The 18,070-nt window shown below is 72.0% G+C and carries 20 protein-coding genes; 17 read left to right on the plus strand and 3 right to left on the minus strand.

Annotated features, from left to right (window positions below; translation table 11 throughout):
• Positions 1 to 121: 121 nt before the first annotated feature.
• A complete protein-coding gene (locus tag HDA32_RS00985; protein ID WP_179641371.1) occupies positions 122 to 910 on the minus strand; it encodes a winged helix-turn-helix transcriptional regulator in 789 nt (262 codons plus the stop codon).
• Between the two features lie 107 nt (positions 911 to 1,017).
• Here HDA32_RS00985 and HDA32_RS00990 point away from each other — a divergent pair, with 107 nt between their 5' ends.
• The 8 genes from HDA32_RS00990 (at position 1,018) to HDA32_RS01025 (ending at position 8,643) form a co-directional block, all read left to right on the plus strand.
• Positions 1,018 to 1,278 (plus strand): MoaD/ThiS family protein, encoded by a 261-nt coding sequence (locus tag HDA32_RS00990; protein ID WP_179641372.1) that lies wholly within the window; start codon positions 1,018 to 1,020, stop codon positions 1,276 to 1,278.
• Positions 1,279 to 1,331: 53 nt separating this feature from the next.
• On the plus strand, positions 1,332 to 1,592 hold the full coding sequence (locus HDA32_RS00995; RefSeq protein WP_179641373.1) for a glutaredoxin family protein: 261 nt from the start codon (positions 1,332 to 1,334) through the stop codon (positions 1,590 to 1,592).
• Positions 1,593 to 1,813: 221 nt separating this feature from the next.
• Positions 1,814 to 2,512 (plus strand): redox-sensing transcriptional repressor Rex, encoded by a 699-nt coding sequence (locus HDA32_RS01000; protein WP_179641374.1) that lies wholly within the window; start codon positions 1,814 to 1,816, stop codon positions 2,510 to 2,512.
• Between the two features lie 99 nt (positions 2,513 to 2,611).
• Positions 2,612 to 4,084, plus strand: coding sequence for a glutamyl-tRNA reductase (locus tag HDA32_RS01005; protein ID WP_179641375.1), 1,473 nt, complete (start codon positions 2,612 to 2,614; stop codon positions 4,082 to 4,084).
• A gap of 2 nt (positions 4,085 to 4,086) precedes the next feature.
• Positions 4,087 to 5,046: a hydroxymethylbilane synthase gene (gene hemC, locus HDA32_RS01010; RefSeq protein ID WP_179641376.1), complete on the plus strand. Its 960-nt coding sequence runs from the start codon at positions 4,087 to 4,089 to the stop codon at positions 5,044 to 5,046.
• Between the two features lie 57 nt (positions 5,047 to 5,103).
• Positions 5,104 to 6,789, plus strand: coding sequence for a bifunctional uroporphyrinogen-III C-methyltransferase/uroporphyrinogen-III synthase (locus tag HDA32_RS01015; RefSeq protein ID WP_179641377.1), 1,686 nt, complete (start codon positions 5,104 to 5,106; stop codon positions 6,787 to 6,789).
• 118 nt (positions 6,790 to 6,907) lie between these two features.
• Positions 6,908 to 7,891, plus strand: coding sequence for a porphobilinogen synthase (gene hemB / locus HDA32_RS01020; protein ID WP_179641378.1), 984 nt, complete (start codon positions 6,908 to 6,910; stop codon positions 7,889 to 7,891).
• Between the two features lie 89 nt (positions 7,892 to 7,980).
• A complete protein-coding gene (locus tag HDA32_RS01025; RefSeq protein WP_179641379.1) occupies positions 7,981 to 8,643 on the plus strand; it encodes a bifunctional DNA primase/polymerase in 663 nt (220 codons plus the stop codon).
• A gap of 7 nt (positions 8,644 to 8,650) precedes the next feature.
• On the opposite strand, the gene rraA is transcribed toward HDA32_RS01025, so the two are convergent.
• On the minus strand, positions 8,651 to 9,148 hold the full coding sequence (rraA, locus tag HDA32_RS01030; protein WP_179641380.1) for a ribonuclease E activity regulator RraA: 498 nt from the start codon (positions 9,146 to 9,148) through the stop codon (positions 8,651 to 8,653).
• A 176-nt stretch (positions 9,149 to 9,324) separates the two neighbouring features.
• Between rraA and hemL the strand changes: the two genes are divergently transcribed.
• The 5 genes from hemL (at position 9,325) to HDA32_RS01055 (ending at position 13,883) form a co-directional block, all read left to right on the plus strand.
• Positions 9,325 to 10,614, plus strand: a complete 1,290-nt coding sequence (gene hemL / locus HDA32_RS01035; RefSeq protein WP_179641381.1) for a glutamate-1-semialdehyde 2,1-aminomutase — start codon at positions 9,325 to 9,327, stop codon at positions 10,612 to 10,614.
• A gap of 210 nt (positions 10,615 to 10,824) precedes the next feature.
• Complete coding sequence (locus HDA32_RS01040) at positions 10,825 to 11,784, plus strand: LysR family transcriptional regulator (protein ID WP_179641382.1); 960 nt, start codon at positions 10,825 to 10,827, stop codon at positions 11,782 to 11,784.
• Between the two features lie 23 nt (positions 11,785 to 11,807).
• The gene (locus HDA32_RS01045; RefSeq protein ID WP_179641383.1) at positions 11,808 to 12,443 is read left to right on the plus strand and encodes a histidine phosphatase family protein; all 636 of its coding nucleotides are present in this window, start codon (positions 11,808 to 11,810) and stop codon (positions 12,441 to 12,443) included.
• Between the two features lie 242 nt (positions 12,444 to 12,685).
• The gene (locus tag HDA32_RS01050; protein WP_078760640.1) at positions 12,686 to 12,784 is read left to right on the plus strand and encodes a 30S ribosomal protein bS22; all 99 of its coding nucleotides are present in this window, start codon (positions 12,686 to 12,688) and stop codon (positions 12,782 to 12,784) included.
• A 94-nt stretch (positions 12,785 to 12,878) separates the two neighbouring features.
• Positions 12,879 to 13,883: an NAD-dependent epimerase/dehydratase family protein gene (locus HDA32_RS01055; RefSeq protein WP_179641384.1), complete on the plus strand. Its 1,005-nt coding sequence runs from the start codon at positions 12,879 to 12,881 to the stop codon at positions 13,881 to 13,883.
• A 23-nt stretch (positions 13,884 to 13,906) separates the two neighbouring features.
• On the opposite strand, the gene HDA32_RS01060 is transcribed toward HDA32_RS01055, so the two are convergent.
• Complete coding sequence (locus HDA32_RS01060; RefSeq protein WP_179646381.1) at positions 13,907 to 14,701, minus strand: HAD family hydrolase; 795 nt, start codon at positions 14,699 to 14,701, stop codon at positions 13,907 to 13,909.
• Between the two features lie 258 nt (positions 14,702 to 14,959).
• Between HDA32_RS01060 and HDA32_RS01065 the strand changes: the two genes are divergently transcribed.
• From HDA32_RS01065 to HDA32_RS32000, 4 genes are all read left to right on the plus strand, one after another.
• Positions 14,960 to 16,141: a putative quinol monooxygenase gene (locus tag HDA32_RS01065; RefSeq protein WP_179641385.1), complete on the plus strand. Its 1,182-nt coding sequence runs from the start codon at positions 14,960 to 14,962 to the stop codon at positions 16,139 to 16,141.
• 407 nt (positions 16,142 to 16,548) lie between these two features.
• Positions 16,549 to 17,235 (plus strand): LmeA family phospholipid-binding protein, encoded by a 687-nt coding sequence (locus HDA32_RS01070; protein WP_179641386.1) that lies wholly within the window; start codon positions 16,549 to 16,551, stop codon positions 17,233 to 17,235.
• Between the two features lie 75 nt (positions 17,236 to 17,310).
• A complete protein-coding gene (locus tag HDA32_RS01075; RefSeq protein WP_312862993.1) occupies positions 17,311 to 17,631 on the plus strand; it encodes a TlpA family protein disulfide reductase in 321 nt (106 codons plus the stop codon).
• A gap of 273 nt (positions 17,632 to 17,904) precedes the next feature.
• Positions 17,905 to 17,994 carry a putative leader peptide gene (locus HDA32_RS32000; RefSeq protein ID WP_376766922.1) on the plus strand — a complete coding sequence of 30 codons (90 nt, stop codon included), beginning with the start codon at positions 17,905 to 17,907 and terminating at the stop codon, positions 17,992 to 17,994.
• The last annotated feature ends 76 nt before the right edge of the window (positions 17,995 to 18,070 follow it).

The following is an 18,070-nucleotide window of genomic DNA, read 5'->3' on the forward strand; positions in this document are numbered from 1 at the left end:
CTGATCCAGCATCTTAGGCGTTCGGCACCATGATCACGAGTCCCCGCGGCCAAGGGATTCCCGAGGTTTTCCGTGTTCGTTGGAACACGTTCACCCCGGGCCGCGCGGCTTCCCTCCGTCGCTAGTGCGAAACGCGTTCCTGCTTCAGGGGCGCTTCCCCGGTTCCCCCGGCCTGCGCGTCGTCGACCCGTCTTACGGCCTCCTCGCTGGCCGCCCTGGACGCGGGATCCGGCACGAACCGGTAGCCGACGTTGCGCACGGTGCCGATCAGCGACTCGTACTCGGCGCCCAGCTTCGCGCGCAGCCGCCGCACGTGGACGTCGATGGTGCGGGTACCGCCGAAGTAGTCGTAGCCCCAGACCTCCTGCAGCAGCTGGGCGCGGGTGAAGACCCGGCCGGGGTGCTGGGCCAGGAACTTCAGCAGCTCGAACTCCTTGAAGGTGAGGTCGAGGATCCGGCCGCGCAACCGGGCGATGTAGGTGGCCTCGTCGATCGTGAGGTCGCCGCGGCGGATCTCGTCGGGGTCGTCGCCCGCGGTGTCGGCCTGGCCGATGGACAACCGCAGCCGCGCCTCGACCTCGGCCGGGCCCGCCGTGGTGAGGAGGAAGTCGTTCACCTGCCAGTCGGAGGTGAGGGCGGCGATGCCGCCCTCGGTGAGGATCGGGATCAGCGGGCAGTCCAGCCCCGTGGTGTTCAGCAGGCGGCAGAGGTTGCGGGCGGCGGCGAGCTCGGTGCGGGCGTCGACCAGGATGGCGTCCACGGGGACGCCGGACGTACGGTCGGGTCCGGGCACGAGCAGCGCGCTCGCCTCGGCCGGGGCGACCCGGACCGAGTGCAGCAGCAGACCAAGGGCGGGCAGCACGTGATCGGACGGTTCGCTGGAGTTCGTCAACAGCAGCAGGTGGCTCATGCGCCTCTTCTCCGTCACCCCGCGCGATGCGGCTGGTCGAAGGCGTCATTGCCCCCGGCAAGAATCAATTGAACATTGCCTCCGAGAAATACAAGGATAATCAATCCATGGTGAGTGGAACCATTCGGTACTGGGCGGCGGCCAAGGAGGCCGCCGGAGCCGCCGAGGAGCCTTACGAGGCCGCGACCCTGGCCGAGGCGCTGGACCGGGTCCGGTCCCGGCACGCCGGCAACCAGCGGCTGCTCCAGGTGCTGCGGCGGTCGTCGTTCCTGGTGGATGAGCGGCCGGTGGGCAGGCGCCCGCACGACGAGGTGGCGCTCACCGAGGGCGGGAGCGTCGAGGTGCTGCCGCCCTTCGCCGGAGGATGAACGGGCCGCGGCCGGTGGAACGCGGAAAGGGACGAGACGAACGGGGTGGACCCATGACGGGTGGATCGCCGCACAGGATCACCATGCTGGGCAGACCGGGCTGCCATTTGTGCGACGAGGCGCTGGCGGTCATCGAGCGCGTCGCGGCGGAGCTGGGCGTGTCCTATGAGGTGCGCGACATCACGGTGGCTCCGGCGGAGGAGAAGGAGGAGTACTGGGAGAAGATCCCGGTGACGTTCGTCGACGGGGCCCGGCACGACTTCTGGCGGGTCAGCGAGAAGCGGCTGCGCGCCGCCCTCCGGGGCGCCCACTGAGGCTCGGGGAGGGGTGCACGCCTCGGTAACAGCGGTCCCGCAGCGGATCCCGTTAGGACCACCCCACTTTGTGCATGCATTCACAAGAGCGTAATCTGGTGGCCAAAATCTTTTCCGGCTGGGGTCTTGACGGATGAAATGCGCGCCCGTGCGGGAGCATCGAACCTGTGCCGGCCCGAACACGATCCGCGTCGTCGATTGTTGCCCAGGAGCGCACACCTGTGACCAGCCGCACACCGAAACCTCGGGATCGGGACAGGGGGATTCCCGAGGCGACCGTCGCGAGGCTCCCGGTGTACCTGCGCGCCCTGCAGGCCCTGAGCGACCGGGGCACGCCGACGGTCTCCTCCGAGGAGCTGGCGACCGTCGCGGGGGTCAACTCGGCGAAGCTGCGCAAGGACCTCTCGCACCTCGGCTCCTACGGGACCCGCGGCGTCGGCTACGACGTCGAGTACCTGATCTACCAGATCTCCCGTGAACTTGGTCTCACCCAGGACTGGTCCGTGGCCATCGTCGGCGCGGGCAACCTGGGCCGCGCACTGGCCAATTACGGGGGGTTCGGGACCCGCGGCTTCCGGATCGCGGCGCTGCTCGACGCCGATGCCGCGGTGGTCGGGGACGAGGTCGCGGGCCTGTCGGTGCGGCATATTGACACGCTGGAGGACGTTGTCTCGATGGAGAAGGTGTCCATCGGCGTCATCGCCACTCCCGCGGCCGCGGCCCAGGGGGTGTGCGACCGCTTCGTGAGCGCGGGCGTGACCAGCGTGCTGAACTTCGCGCCGGTCGTCCTCAATGTGCCTGACGGAGTGGATGTGCGTAAGGTCGATTTGTCCATCGAACTTCAGATCCTGGCCTTCCACGAGCAGCGGAAGGCCGACGGTCACGAGGGACCGGACTGGATCGGGGCCTTGGAGGCGTGACATGACCAGAGGCCGGCGTGTCACGCGCACGGGGAACCGCGTGCGGAGTCGCGTACCCGCCGTACGAAGCGTCGCTGTCATGCCTGCTTTGGAGTGCAGATGAGTGTCCTCGCCGTTGGGATGAGCCACCGCAGCTCATCCGTGGCGCTGCTGGAGCGCGTCGCGTTGAGCGACGAGACGCGCCTCAAGGTCATGTCCGAGATGGTCGGCACCTCCGCGGTCAACGAGGCGATGATCGTCGCCACGTGCAACCGCACGGAGGTCTACGCCGATGTGGACAAGTTCCACGCCGGCGTCGCCGCCATCTCCGAACTGCTCTCCTGGCACACCGGCGTCCCGCTGAGCGAGCTCACCCGGCACTTCTACGTGCACTACGAGGAGCGCGCGATCCAGCACCTGTTCTCCGTGGCGTGCGGGCTGGACTCCATGGTCGTGGGCGAGGGCCAGATCCTCGGACAGGTCCGCGACTCCCTCAAGAGCGCCCAGCAGGGCGGCACGCTGGGCCGGGTCCTCAACGACCTCGGCCAGCGCGCGCTGCGGGTCGGCAAGCGCGCGCACACCGAGACCCACCTCGACCACGCCGGCGCCGACATGGTCGCCCTCGGCCTGGCCGTCGCCGGCCGGCACCTGTCCTCCGCGGCCGAGGGGGGCGCGGAGGGAGGCGAGGCCCGCGCGGCCGCGCACTGCCCCGTCGACGCCGTGCACGCCGAGGCCGTCCAGGGCATCGAGGAGATCACCGCGGCGATCCCGCAGCCGCAGACCCTCACCGGCCGCAGCGTCATGGTCCTGGGCGCCGGTTCGATGAGCGCCCTGTCCGCCAACACCGTGGCCCGCAGGGGCGCGGGCTCCGTCGTGGTCGCCAACCGCACGTTCGAGCGGGCCGCCCGGCTGGCCGAGTGCCTGACCGAGGCCTACGAGCCCATCCGCGGCCGCGCCATCGCCTTCGAGCAGGCCGCCGACGAGCTCGCAGGCGTCGACCTGGTGATCTCCTGCACGGGCGCGCAGGGGCTGGTGCTCACCCGCGAGACGGTCCAGGCCGCCGTCGCCCGCAGGAGCGGGCGCCCCCTGGTCCTGCTCGACCTCGCGCTGCCGCGCGACATCGACGAGGCCGTCCGCGGGCTGCCCGGCGTCGAGCTGGTCGACATCGAGGACCTGCGGCAGGCCGCCGCGGCGGGCGCCGACGAGGCCGCCGGCCGCACCGGTGACGTCTCCGCCGTCCGCGACATCGTGGAGGAGGAGGTCGCCGAGTACCAGTCGGTGCGCCGCGCCGAACTCGTCGCCCCCACGGTCGTCGCGCTGCGCAGCAAGGCGCGGATGGTCGTCGACACCGAGCTCTCCCGGCTCCAGGGCCGGCTGCCCGACCTCGACGACAAGGCGCGCGGCGAGATCGTCCACGCCATGCGCCGCGTCGTCGACAAGCTGCTGCATCAGCCCACGGTCCGCGTCAAGCAGCTCGCCGCCGAACCCAACGGCGACTCCTACGAGGCCGCGCTGCGCGAACTGTTCGACCTGGACCCGAAGACCCCCGACGCGGTCACCAATATCGATCCCGCCGTCGGCAAGGAGATGTGAGCATGACACCCGCACCGGCCCGGCTCGGCACCCGCCGCAGCACCATGGCCACCACCCAGTCCCAGGCGGTCGCCGACGCGATCACCGAGCGCACCGGCGTGCCCGTCGAGCTGATGCTGATCACCAGCTTCGGCGATGTCACCAAGGCGCACCTGACCCAGCTCGGCGGCACCGGGGTGTTCGTCAACGCGCTCCGCGACGAGCTGCTCGGAGGGGGCATCGAGTTCGCGGTGCACTCCCTCAAGGACCTGCCCACGTCGCCGGCCGAAGGGCTGACCCTGGTCGCCATCACCGAGCGCGACGACCCCCGCGACGCGCTGTGCGCCCGCGACGGCCTGAAGTTCGCCGACCTCCCCGCCGGGGCCAGGGTCGGCACCGGCTCGCCGCGCCGGGTCGCCCAGCTCGCGGCGCTGCGCCCCGACCTCGACTACGTCCCGATCCGCGGCAACGCCGAGACGCGGCTGGGCAAGATCGCCTCGGGCGACGTCGACGCCGTGGTCCTCGCGCACGCCGGCCTGGCCCGGGTCGGCCGCCTCGACGACGTCACCGAGGTGTTCGAGCCCGAGCAGATGCTGCCGGCCCCCGGTCAGGGCGCGCTCGCCGTGGAGTGCCGGACCGCCGACGCGGCCGGCGACCTGGCCTACCTGGCCGTCGTCGACCACGCCGAGACCCGGGCCGAGGTCACCGCCGAACGCATCGTCCTGGCCGAACTGGAGGCCGGGTGCGCCGCGCCCGTCGGCGCCTTCGCCGAGTGCCGCGACGGCCGGCTGCGGCTGCGCGCCGCGGTCGTCGCCCCCGACGGCGGCCAGGCCGTCCGCAGGGAGGGCGCCGTGCGCATCGGCGACTTCCGTGACGCGCCCGAGGCAGCCGTTCACCTGGGACGGGAGCTGGCGCGCGAGATGATCGCGCAGGGGGCCGACCGCATCGTGGCCGGCGCGGCATCGGCCGGACGGGACGACTGAGGACCCCGGCCGCGCTGATGAGGGACGCCGGCAGGTGAGAATGAGGAGCGAGCGTAATTGAACCCGCAGACTGAGAACCACGAGTCGCGGTCGCAGGCCCCGACCGCGCCCGCCGTCGGCCACGTCGCCCTGGTCGGCGCGGGGCCGGGCGACCCGGAGCTGCTGACGCTGCGGGCCGTCGCGCTGCTCGCTCGCGCCGATGTCGTCTTCACCCTGCGCGAGCCGGGTCCGGAGATGGCCAAGCACCGTCCCGCGCTGCTGCGGCACTGCCGCGACGACGCCAAGGTGGTCGAGCCCGCCGAGTGCGGCGGCGACGCCGACGCGCTCGCGGTCGCGCACGCCCGCGACGGCCACCGGGTGGTGCGCCTCTACAGCGGCGACCCCCTGCTGGGCTGCCGGGGCGCCGACCTCGCCCTGGCCTGCCGCGAGGCCGGCGTCGAGTTCGAGATCGCACCGGGGCTGTCCTCGATCTCCGCGGTCCCGGCCTACGCCGGTGTGCCGCTGATGCCCGAGGGCGTCAACGAGGTGCGCGTCGTCAACGCCAAGGACACCGGGCTCGACTGGAACCGGCTGGCCGAGGGCGAGGCGACGCTCGTCGCCATGTTCCCCGACGCGCCCGACGACGAGGACGCCGGAGCCGGCGGCCCCGGATTCGACCGCATCTGCAAGGCCCTCATCGCCGGCGGCCGGCCCGACACCACGCCCGTGGCCGTCACCCGCATGGGCAGCACCACCGAGCAGACCACCGTGACCTCGACGCTGGCCAGGCTCACCGCCGACCTCAAGGCCGCCGACGCCAAGGGCAACACGGTCACCAAGCCCGCGCTGCTGATCGTCGGCGAGGCCGTGCGGCGGCAGGGCCGGCTGTCGTGGTTCGAGACCCGGCCGCTGTTCGGCTGGCGGGTGCTCGTGCCGCGTACGAAGGAGCAGGCGCCGGCCCTTTCGGAGCAGCTCCGCGGCTACGGCGCGGTGCCAGAAGAGGTGCCCACCATCTCGGTGGAGCCGCCGCGCACCCCGCAGCAGATGGAGCGCGCCGTGCGCGGCCTGGTCACCGGCCGGTACCAGTGGGTCGCCTTCACCTCGGTCAACGCCGTCAAGGCCATCCGCGAGCGCTTCGAGGAGTACGGCCTGGACGCCCGCGCGTTCGCGGGCGTGAAGGTCGCGGCCGTGGGCGAGCAGACCGCCGCCGCGCTGCGCGCGTTCGGCGTCCAGCCCGACCTCACCCCGCCCGGCGACCGGCAGTCGGCCTCCGGCCTGGTCGAGGTCTGGCCGCCCTACGACGCCGAGCTCGACCCGATCGAGCGGGTGCTGCTGCCGCGCGCCGACATCGCGACCGAGGTCCTCGCCGCGGGGCTCGTCGACCTCGGCTGGGAGGTCGACGACGTCACCGCCTACCGCACCGTGCGCGCGGCCCCGCCGCCCGCCCCGATCCGCGAGGCCATCAAGGGCGGCGGCTTCGACGCGGTGCTGTTCACCTCCTCCTCCACGGTCCGCAACCTCGTCGGCATCGCGGGCAAGCCGCACAACACCACCGTCATCGCCGTGATCGGCCCGGAGACCGCGAAGACCGCCGAGGAGTTCGGCCTGCGGGTCGACGTCGTCGCGCCGAGAACCTCGGTTTCGGCACTCGCGGCCGCCCTTTCGGAGTACGGTGCGGCTCAGCGGGCCGCGGCCGTCGAGGCGGGCAAGCCGGTCCTGCGCCCCAGCCAGAAGCGGCGCGGCCGCAGACGCAAGACCCTGTGACCGGTCCGTTCGGCGCGCCTGCCCGACGACCCCGCCCCGATTGCTGTTTCCTCGTTCCCATCGACCTCGTCCGGCCGGGGATCTTCCCCGGTCCTTCCCAACCAGGGAGTAGCCAGTCATGACCGCCCGTTTCCCCGTGGCCCGGCCGCGCCGGCTGCGCAGCACGCCGGCGCTGCGGCGGCTGGTGGCCGAGACCCGGGTGCGCCCCGCCGACCTGATCCTGCCGCTGTTCGTCAAGGAGGGCATCGAGGCGCCCAATCCGGTGTCGTCCATGCCGGGCGTCGTCCAGCACACCCGCGAGAGCCTGCGCAAGGCCGCCCACGAGGCGGTCGAGGCAGGTGTCGGCGGCCTGATGCTGTTCGGCGTCCCCGAGGTCAAGGACGAGCGCGGCTCCGCGGCCGACGACCCCGCCGGCATCGTGCAGAAGGCGCTGCGCGACCTGTCGTCCGACCTCGGCGACGACATCGTGATCATGGCCGACCTGTGCCTGGACGAGTACACCTCGCACGGCCACTGCGGCCTGCTGACCCCATCCGGCGCGGTCGACAACGACGCGACGCTGGAGCGCTACGCCTCGATCGCCGTCGCCCAGGCCGCGGCCGGCGTGCAGGTGGTCGCGCCCAGCGGCATGATGGACGGCCAGGTCGCGGCCATCCGCGCCGCGCTGGACCGGGCCGGCTACACCGACGTCGCGATCCTCGCCTACGCGGCGAAGTACGCCTCGGCCTTCTACGGCCCGTTCCGCGAGGCCGCCGAGGGCGCCCCGCAGTTCGGCGACCGGACCGGCTACCAGCAGGACCCGGCCAACGCCCTGGAGTCGCTGCGCGAGGTCGAGCTGGACATCGCCGAGGGCGCCGACATGGTGATGGTCAAACCCGGCCTGGCCTACCTGGACGTCGTCGCGAAGGTCGCCGAGTCGGTCTACGTACCGGTCTCCGCCTACCAGGTGAGCGGCGAGTACGCGATGGTCGAGGCCGCAGCGCAGAACGGCTGGCTGGACCGCGACAGGGTCATCCTGGAGACCCTCACCGCCTATCGGAGGGCGGGGGCCCGCCAGATCCTCACCTACTGGGCCACCGAGGCGGCGCGACTGCTCCGGTAACGGGAACACCGCTTCCCGGTCGGGCCGAGGGTCGGGGTCGGGAGGCGCACCACCGACACCGACCCGCGGCACGACTGGAGGGGGCACCCATGGCCGACGTGATCAGCAGGCGCAGACGCCGACGTCAGACCACGAGCAGCATGCTCGACGCGGCGCTCGGCTACGGCGCGCTCGGCTGGCCGGTGTGCCGCGGCGCCGAACCCGCCCGGCGCGGCCCCCGCGCGTGCCTGTGCGACCGGCTGGGCTGTCCCGACCCCGGCGCGCACCCGATGTCGGCCGCATGGGGCATGGAGGCCACCACCGACCCCGAGACCATCACGCGGTGGTGGGCGGCCGCCCCCGATGCCAACATCATCCTGCCGACGGGCCGGGTCTTTGACGTCTTCGACGTCCCGGCCGGAGCGGGCGTGATGGCCCTGGCCCGCATGGGCCGCGCCGGGGTGCACGCCGGCCCGGTCGCCGCCGTGGACGCCCGGCGCTACCTCTTCTTCGTGGCCACCCGCTCGCCCGCCGACGAGGACGAGTGGTGGTCCTGCCACCTGGACTGCGTCCCCGAGACCATCACCGAGACGCCCGGCCTGCGCTGGCACTGCCGGGACAGCTACGTGCTCGCGCCGCCCTCGCTGCTGCCCTCGGGCAACCAGGCCGCCTGGATCCGCTCCCCGCACGACGGCGCCGACCCCGTCGACCTCCCCGACCCGATCCCCGTCCTCGACATCCTCGCCGACGCCTGCGAGGAGTTCATGCCCTGACCCGCGGTCACCGGCCGGGCAGGTCCAGCTTCTCCTCGCTCACCACGATGCCGTCGTCGTCGCTGTAGAGCCAGGTCTCGGGGGAGAACACCACGTTGCCGAAGGCCACGGGCACGTCCAGCGCGCCGGCCCCGGTCTTGGCCGACTTGCGGGGGTTGGAGCCCAGGGCCTTGACGCCCAGGTCCAGCTCGGCCAGCTCCGCGACGTCGCGCACCGCGCCGTGGACGACGACCCCGGCCCAGCCGTTCTCCGTCGCGGCCTTGGCGATCATGTCGCCCATCAGCGCCGAACGCAGGGAGCCCCCGCCGTCCACCACCAGCACCCAGCCCTCGCCCGGCTGGTTCAACTGCTCCTTGACCAGTGCGTTGTCCTCATGGCACTTGATCGTCGCGATCGGGCCGTGGAAGGCGCGCCGCCCGCCGAACTGGCGGAACTGCGTCTCGCAACTGGCCAGCACCTCCCCGTGGGCGTCGATCAGGTCAGCGGTGGCGAAGACAGCGGTCATGGCGGCTCCTCGACTCGTCAACGGGTGTTCCTCGGTCTCAAACTACTGATGGGACGCCGCGGGCCCGCGGCAGGGGCCACTCGCCGGGGACCCGGACGCCCCGCCGCACCGCGCCGCGCCGGAGTCGGCCCCGGCGCCCGGCGCCCGGTCCTTCCGGTAGCTGAGACACTGGTGACGTGGGTACTCATCAGACTTCAAGCGAGCTGTTCGAACGCGCCGGTGCGGTCGTCCCGGGGGGCGTGAACTCACCGGTCCGGGCTTTCGGGGCGGTGGGCGGCACGCCGCCGTTCATGGCGTCGGGCCGGGGGCCCTACCTCACCGACGTCGACGGCAACACCTACGTGGACCTCGTCTGCTCCTGGGGGCCGCTGATCCTCGGGCACGCGCACCCGGCCGTCGTCGAGGCGCTGGGCGCCGCCGTGGGCCGAGGGACGTCCTACGGCGCCCCCACGCCCGGTGAGGTGGAGCTGGCCGAGGAGATCGTCGCGCGCGCGCCGGTGGAGAAGGTGCGGCTGGTCAACTCCGGCACCGAGGCCACCATGTCGGCGATCCGGCTGGCCCGCGGGGCCACCGGCCGCAGCAAGGTGGTCAAGTTCGCCGGCAACTACCACGGCCACGTCGACGCCCTGCTGGCCGCGGCCGGATCGGGCGTGGCGACCTTCGCGCTGCCGGACTCGCCCGGCGTCACCGGGGCCGGTGCCGCCGACACCATCGTGCTCCCCTACAACGACGTCGCGGCCGTGGAGCGCGCGTTCGCCGAATCGGGGGACGAGATCGCCTGCGTCATCGCCGAGGCGTGCCCGGCGAACATGGGCGTCGTGCCGCCCAGGGACGGGTTCAACGGCAGGCTCAAGGAGATCGCCGCCCGGCACGGCGCGCTGCTGGTCCTGGACGAGGTCCTCACCGGCTTCCGGGTCGGTCCTTCGGGCTGGTTCGGTCTGGAGGGCGTCACCCCGGACCTCATGACGTTCGGCAAGGTCATGGGCGGCGGCCTGCCCGCGGCGGCGTTCGGCGGCCGCGCCGACCTGATGGAGCAGCTCACCCCGGGCGGCCCGGTCTACCAGGCGGGCACGCTGTCCGGTAACCCGCTGGCCACCGCCGCCGGCCTGGCGACGCTGCGCAACGCCACGCCCGAGGTCTACGACCGCATCGACGACGCGGCACAGCGGGTCTCGGCGGCCGTCGGCACCGAGCTGAACGCGGCCGGCGTGCCGCACCGCATCCAGCGCGGCGGCAGCCTGTTCACGGTGTTCTTCACCGACGCCGAGGTCACCGACTTCGACGGCGCCCGGGCGCAGAACACCGCCCGGTTCGCCGCGTTCTTCCACGCGATGCTGGACCAGGGCGTGTACCTGCCGCCGGCGGCGTTCGAGGCGTGGTTCCTCTCAGCGGCGCACGATGACGCCGCCCTCGACCGGGTGGTCTCGGCCCTGCCCCGAGCCGCCAAGGCCGCGGCCCAGGCCTGACCCATCCTCTGATCGGTGTTTGACGATCGGGTTCGCACGGGGGTTTGGCTGTCGCAGTACGCGTAGCGCCGGCGGCACAGTCGGCCCGGGCCCTGAAAGTTCCGCCACACCCCGCGAATGAGGTGGTGGCGGGCCGGAGTGGTGCGGGACGGTGCAGGAACGGTACCGAATTCCCTGGTCCACGGTTAAACGGTTCTTTAGCATAGGGGGATGCTGGACCTCGATCGGCTGCGCGCGCTCAACACGATCGCCGAATACGGCTCGGTGAGCGCCGCGGCCGATGTCCTCGGCATCACCACCTCGGCGGTCTCCCAGCAGATCGCGAAGCTGGAGCGCGAGACGTCGTCGCGGCTCCTGGAGCGCAGCGGGCGCGGCGTCCGGCTCACCGACGCCGCGCGGTTGCTGGTCCGCCACGCCGACCGCATCCTCGCGCTGGTGGCCGAGGCCGAGGCGGATCTGGAGGCGCAGCGGGGCAGCGTCATCGGCGAGATCCGGATCGGGACGTTCGCCACCGCGGCGCGCGGCCTCATGCCGCACGTCCTGCGCGACGTCGCCGGGCGGCACCCGCAACTGACCGTCCAACTGCACGAGGCCGACCCCAGGGCCTCGGTGCCGCAGGTGCTGCGCGGCGAGTTCGACCTCGCCGTGGTGCAGGACTGGCAGAACTCGCCGCTGCCGATCCCCGAGGGCCTGCAAAGGGCGCACCTGCTGGACGACCCCGCCGAGATCGCGCTGCCCGACTTCCACCCGCTGGCGGGGCGGGACTCGCTGGTCTTCACCGAGCTGGCCGAGGAGAAGTGGATCGGGGCGCCGCCGGGCGACATCTGCCACGCCTGGCTGGCCGGTACGCTGCGGCACGGCGGCGTGGAGCCCGAGATCGCGCACTACGCGTCGGAGTACCCGACCCAGCTCGCGCTCGTCGCGGCCGGCATCGGCATCGCCGTGCTGCCCCGGCTCGGCCGGGACCTGCTCCCGCCCGGGGTGCTGACGATCCCGGTCCGCCCGACCCTGGTGCGCCAGCTCTACGCGGTGTGGCGGACCGAGGCCGGCCGCCGCCCGGCCGTGCAGGCCATGGTGACGGCGCTGCGCGCCGCCGCGGTCGGTACGGTTGAAGAGACACAGGTGACATATCTCCCGCCACCGGCGCACGGGCCCAACGGCGGGAGGTAACCGGAAGGGAAGCGACCCGTACGATGTCCACGACCACCGTCGTCCACCTGATGCGGCATGGCGAAGTGCACAACCCCGCAGGGGTCCTCTACGGGCGGCTGCCCGAATTCCACCTCAGCGAACGCGGGCACCAGATGGCCGAACTCGCCGCCAAGTGGCTCTCGGATCGGGACGTCGCGGTGCTCTACTCGTCGCCGCTGGAACGCGCACAGGAGACCGCCGAGCCGATGTCGGAGGGGTTCGGCCTGCCGGTCCACCTGGACGAGCGGCTCATCGAGGCCGGCAACAGCTTCCAGGGCAAGCCGTTCAACTCGCGTTCGGTGATCGACCCGCGGACGTGGCGGCGGCTGTACAACCCCTTCCAGCCCTCGTGGGGCGAGCCCTACACCGCGATCGTGGCCCGCATGGTCGAGATCGTCAAAGAGGTCCGCAGGGAGGCATGGGGCCACGAGGCGGCCTGCGTCAGCCACCAGCTGCCCATCTGGATGGCGCGGCGCGCCGCCGAGGGCCAGCGGCTGTGGCACCGGCCCGACCGGCGCCAGTGCAACCTCGCCAGCGTCACGTCGCTGACCTTCGAGGACCACAGGCTGGTCAGCGTCGGCTACAGCGAGCCGGCCGCCGAGCTCTACACCAGGGGCCGCAGCGTTCCGGGAGCCTAGACCGACCCTCGCGGCGGGCCGGACACGGGCGCCGCTCCGCGTGCGTGCGTTCGTCGGCTTGGGGGAGAGGGTAGGCTAGCTCGTTGGGTGCTGTTTCTGTCTGCTGAAACGCGCGCCCCCCACGTGCCGTGCCGCGTTCCGAGTGGGGACGCGCCGCCGCACCCGCAGGACGGCGAGACGAGCTCCCAGCTCAACCGTTTCCGCCGTCATGTCTCCTTTGATCGTGTGCAAGAGGTGATCCCATGGGTTCCGTCATCAAGAAGCGCCGCAAGCGCATGGCCAAGAAGAAGCACCGCAAGCTGCTCAAGAAGACCCGCATCGCGCGGCGCAACAAGAAGTAGGCCCGTCTCTCCGCCGACGTGTGCGGGCCGAGGCGGTCCGCGGCCGACGCGGAGACACCCCTCTTGTCCGTCCCGCCTAAGGAGGCGTGTCGATATGGCCCGCGTCGTGCTCGTCACCGGGGTCTCCCGCTACCTGGGGGCCCGGGTCGCGAACACCTTGCAGGCCGATCCCGGCATCGATCGGGTCATCGGCGTGGACTCCGCCCCGCCCCGGCACCCGCTGGGACGGACGGAGTTCGTCCAGGCCGACCTGCACGACGGCAGCGTGAACACGGTCGTCCGCGACTCGGGCGCCGATACGGTTCTCCACCTGAGTCTGGTCGCGACGCCAGAGAGCGCGGGCGGCCGGGCGGCGATGAAGGAGAACAACGTCCTCGGCGCCATGCAGGTGCTCGCCGCCTGCCAGAGCTCCGGCACCGTCCGCCGCCTCGTCGTCCGCTCCACCGCCGCGGTCTACGGATCCTCCTCGTGCGACCCCGCCCTCTACACCGAGGACCAGGAGGCGCGCGAGACCCCGCGTTCGGGTTTCGCCAAGGACGCCATCGAGCTGGAGCGCCACGTGCGCGGCCTGGCGCGGCGGCGGCCGGACCTCTCCATCGCCGTCCTGCGGTTCGCCAACCTCATGGGGCCGGAGGTCGAGACGCCGCTGACCAGCTACTTCGGTCTCAAGGTCGTGCCCACGGTGATGGGCTACGACCCGCGGATGCAGTTCATCCACGAGGACGACGGCGTGGAGGCCATCCGCCGGATGGCCGACAGCGACGGCGAGGGCGTCTTCAACGTCGCGGCCCCCGGCGCCATGCCGCTCTCCCAGTGCCTGCGCAGGGCCGGCCGGCCGGAGGTGCCGGTGCCCGCGCGCGGCCTGCGCGTGCTGGGCGGCCTGGCGCGTCGGGGTCGGCTCGACTACTCGCCGGACCAGCTGCGGCTGCTCTGCTACGGCCGTGTGCTCGACTCCAGCAAGCTGGAGCGCGCGCTGGACTGGGCGCCCAGCTACACCTCGCAGGAGGCGTTCGACTCCTACGTCACGCACCGCGCCTCCAGCCACGCGGGGCTCCTGGGCCAGATGACGCACCGCGTGCGCACCGCCGTCAGCCGCTGACGTCGCTCTCCCGACTCACGGGACTAGAGCGGGCGGCGGCGGCGCACCATGCTCACTGCGACGCCCCCGGCGAGCGCCCCGGCCACCGCGGCGGGCACGCCCACACGCAGCGCCCTGCGGTGCCTGCGGAACTCGTGCACGGGCCAACCGTGCGCCGCGGCGTGCTCCTGGAGGTCGTCGTCGGGGTTGACGGCGTTGGGGTGCCCCACGATCGACAGCAGCGGCAGGTCGTTGTAGGAGTCGCTGTAAGCCGTACAGCCGCTCAGGTCCAGGCCCTCGTGCTCGGCCAGCGCCCGGATCGCCTCGGCCTTGGCCGGGCCGTGCAGCAGGTCGCCGACCAGTCGGCCCGTGTAGACGCCGTCCACCGACTCCGCGACGGTGCCGAGGGCCCCGGTGAGCCCCAGCCGCCGCTTGATGATGTCGGCCAGCTCCACGGGCGTCGCCGTGACCAGCCAGACGCGCTGCCCGGCGCTGAGATGGCGCCGGACCAGGACGCGCGCGCCCTCCCAGATCCGGTCGGCCATCGTGTCGTCGTAGATCTCCTCGCACAGCGAAACGAGGTCGTCGACCTTGTGCCCGGCCACGAAGGCCAGGGCGGCCTCGCGCGCGGCGTTGATGTGGTCGGGCTGCTCCGCGCCGCTGACCCGGAACACCATCTGCCCCCACGCGAACCGCATCAGGTCCCGCGTGGTGAAGAGGTCACGTGCCGCCAGGCCGCGGGCGAAGTGGTAGATCGACGCACCCCGCATAAGGGTGTTGTCGACGTCGAAGAAGGCCGCGGACCCGCCGGGCGCCGGCGCGGCCTCGGCGTCCAGCATGGCTTCGGCGGCCGCGGCGGCCGCCTCTCCCGCGAGGGCGGCACGGCCGTGGTCGCGGCGGAGATGACTCCACATGTTTCGAGCCTAAGGCCCGTGGGGAGGGGGACCGCGCGTCGGCGAAGAGCCGGTGATGCCAGTGAGGTAACTCACATCTCAATTCGGGCGCGAGGCTCAGTACAGCGGGATCACGCCGTTCCGGGACAGGACTTTCCTCGCCGCGTGCGCGTTCCAGCCCAGAAGTGCAGCATCATTATCGGGATGGTCGAGGTAGGACTGGCTTTTGTCTGCGCCCTGGTGGCTTGGAGCGCCACCGCGGCGCTCAGCGCGCGTTGTTACCGGAACCCGCAGTTGTACGCGGGGGTGTGGGTCGCCTCAGGGGTGAGCGTCACGATCGCGCTCAGCGCGGCGTTCCCCGGCGCCCTGCTGGACTTCTCCGGGGTCACGTTCCGAATCTTCCAGATCGGCGTCGGCCTGCTCGGGCCGCTGCTACTGGGCTGGGGCGCCGTCGAGTACGCGGTGAGGTCGGCGCGGGCGCGCTTCGGCGTCCGGCTGGCCGTGCTCACCCTGACGATCGTGCCGCTGGTCGTCCTCCTCATCGACAGGCTGAGGGGGCGCTACAGCGGCAGCTACCCCGCCGCCGGCGACCACTACGACGTGATCCCCATGTTCGCGCTGGGGCTGGTGCACGCGTTCGCCGCCGGCGCACTCATCGCGTGTGCGATCGTGGTGCTGCGGCGGATGCGCGACCGGCCGCGGATCGCGCGGCACGAACTGGGGGTCCTCGGACTCGCCGCCGGCGCCGTGCTGCTGGAGGTCCTCGTCAGCAGGTTCGGCCTGGGCATCCTCGGACAGTTGATGCTGGTCGGCGCGGTCGCCTGCCTGTGGACCGCGGGCCTGCGGGCCGCCGATCCGCCGAGGGAGCGCCGGGGCCGCCGCCGCGGCGGCCGCCGCGCGCGCGATCCCCGCGACGACGATCCCGAACCCGATGACGGCTACGACGATGACGACCGCTTTGACGCGGAGGAGGACGACGTGCGGCGCAAGCGCCGAGGTGCCGACCGCAGCGCAGACTACGACGAGCCGGTGGCGCCGCCCAGGCCTTCGCAGCGGCTGCGCGGGATCATCACCATCTACACGCTGGCCGAAGGCCAGGGGGACGCGTTCGACGACTGCGCCGACGAGGTCGTCGACGGGGTGGACCGGCACGAGCCGGACACGCTGCTGTTCGCCTGCCACACCGTTTCCAGCGCCCCGCAGCAGCGCATCGTCTACGCGATCTACCGCGACCAGCTGGCCTACGAGGAACACGAGCAGCAGCCGCACGTCAACGACTTCGTCCGCCGCAGCGCCCCCTACGTCGTCGCCACGAACGTGATCGAACTCGCCCTGTCGGGAGCCTCGGCGACCGACGGCCTCGCCGGCATGCTGATGCCGCACTGAGAACGGGACGCCCGAAGGGGGATCCTCGGAGTTCGCCGGGAAAACCACCCGCGGTGTTGTTCGCGGGGGGAGGCTTCCCCCCGCACCCCCCTCCCGTGGTGCCGGTCAGCCCGGGGTGACCGGCTGATTCCTCGGAGTTCGCTGGGAAAACCACCCGCGGTGTTGTTCGCGGGGGGAGGCTTCCCCCCGCACCCCCCTCCCGTGGTGCCGGTCAGCCCGGGGTGACCGGCTGATTCCTCGGAGTTCGCTGGGAAAACCACCCGAAAAACGGTGAAAGCGGATGTTTGAAGTACCCTTCCTAGGTGTCTGGTCCTGGGCGTTCGTTCTGACGCCGCTATGGCGTGACCGCTGACGGCTCTCCGTGCCGAGCGACTCGCCAGAACTAACGGGAGTGTGCTGGAAGCCCGATGCGTAAGTTTCTCGTCTTCCTGATTTTTCTGCTGGTCGTGCTGGTCGCCGCCGACCGCGGACTGCACTACGCCGCTCAGAGCGAGATCGCCAAGCGGGTCAGCCAGCAGTACGAGATGGTGGGGGATCCGGAGGTCACCATCGGTGGTTTCCCGTTCCTGAACCAGGCCGTCAGCGGTGAGTACTCCGAGATCCACATCGTCACCGGAGCCATGACGGTCGGCGAGGTTCAGCTGGAGCGCGTGGACGCGACGCTGAACGACGTCCGCGCCCCGCTCGACGAGCTGATGTCGGAGCCGAACATCGTGGCGGGCACCGCGAACGCCACGGTCATGCTGCCCTACAGCGAGCTGCAGAAGCGGCTGCCCGAGGGCCTCGTCATCGAGACCGAGAACGGCACGCCGCGCATCACCGGCGACATCGCCTACCAGGGCTTCAGCGTCGGCATCGAGAGCGACATCGGCATCGACGTGGACGGCGGCACCGTCATGGTGACCCCGTCGAACATCTCGGTGGGCGACGCGCCGATCCCCACCTCCTGGATCGAGGATCAGCTCGCGATCGCCTTCGAGATGCCGCCGCTTCCCTTCGACCTCCAGCTCACCGGCATCAAGGCGCTGCCCAACGGCGTCCAGGCCACCGCCGAGGGGACCGACGTCCAGATCACCGGCGGTGGGCCGCAGTAGCCGGACGCCGCCCGCACGGGCCCGGAGCGGCCTGCGGGCGGCGCGGCAGCGCCCGCCGCGGATACGGAGGTGAACGTGCGCGCCGGACCGTCGCTGACGGAGGCGGACCTGGGCGCCCGGCTCGGCGAACGGGCCACGCTCGTCCAGTTCTCCTCGGCCTTCTGCCGGTCCTGCCGGGCCACCCGGCAGGTGCTGACCGAGGTCGCGGCCATGGTCGAGGGCGTCGGCCACGTCGAGATCGACGCGGAGTCCCACCTCGCCCTCGTCCGGCGGCTCGACGTCCTGGGCACCCCCACGGTCCTGGTGCTCGACGCCGAGGGGCGGATCACCACCCGCGCCGGCGGCCAGCCCCGCAAGGCCGACGTCATCGCGGCCCTCGGCCGGGCGGTCTCCTAGATCGCTGGTGGGAGAGGGCTGGGATCGTCTCCAGGTCCTGCCGTGGTTCTGCGGGCCTGGTGGGGCTGTTGCCGGCGCGCTGACGGCAGCCTTCCAAGGCCACGCGGTGGTGAACGGAGAACTGCGGCCACAGCACTCCAACCCCCATCACCGATCCAGCCGACCCGGACCCCGGCGGGCCGGCGCCGAAGCCGACCGATCCGGTCGTCTTGGTCCGTGCTGTGAATCAGCACACTCGTGACATCACGTTCCCAAGCCCGTAACATCGTGACCGTGACTTCCCTGACAGAGGCGCTTTTGACGAAGCGGCGCGCGGTCGACTTCTGCCGCGTCGCCACCGCGCTCTGTCACGCTGCCCGTTAGAGCGGACCGCAGTGGCGCGCTCGCGCCCTGCCCGGCAACCGGCCACGCGCTCGTCTTTCCGCGTCGCCGTCTTCTC

It is taken from the genome of Spinactinospora alkalitolerans, assembly GCF_013408795.1.
Taxonomy (GTDB): domain Bacteria; phylum Actinomycetota; class Actinomycetes; order Streptosporangiales; family Streptosporangiaceae; genus Spinactinospora; species Spinactinospora alkalitolerans.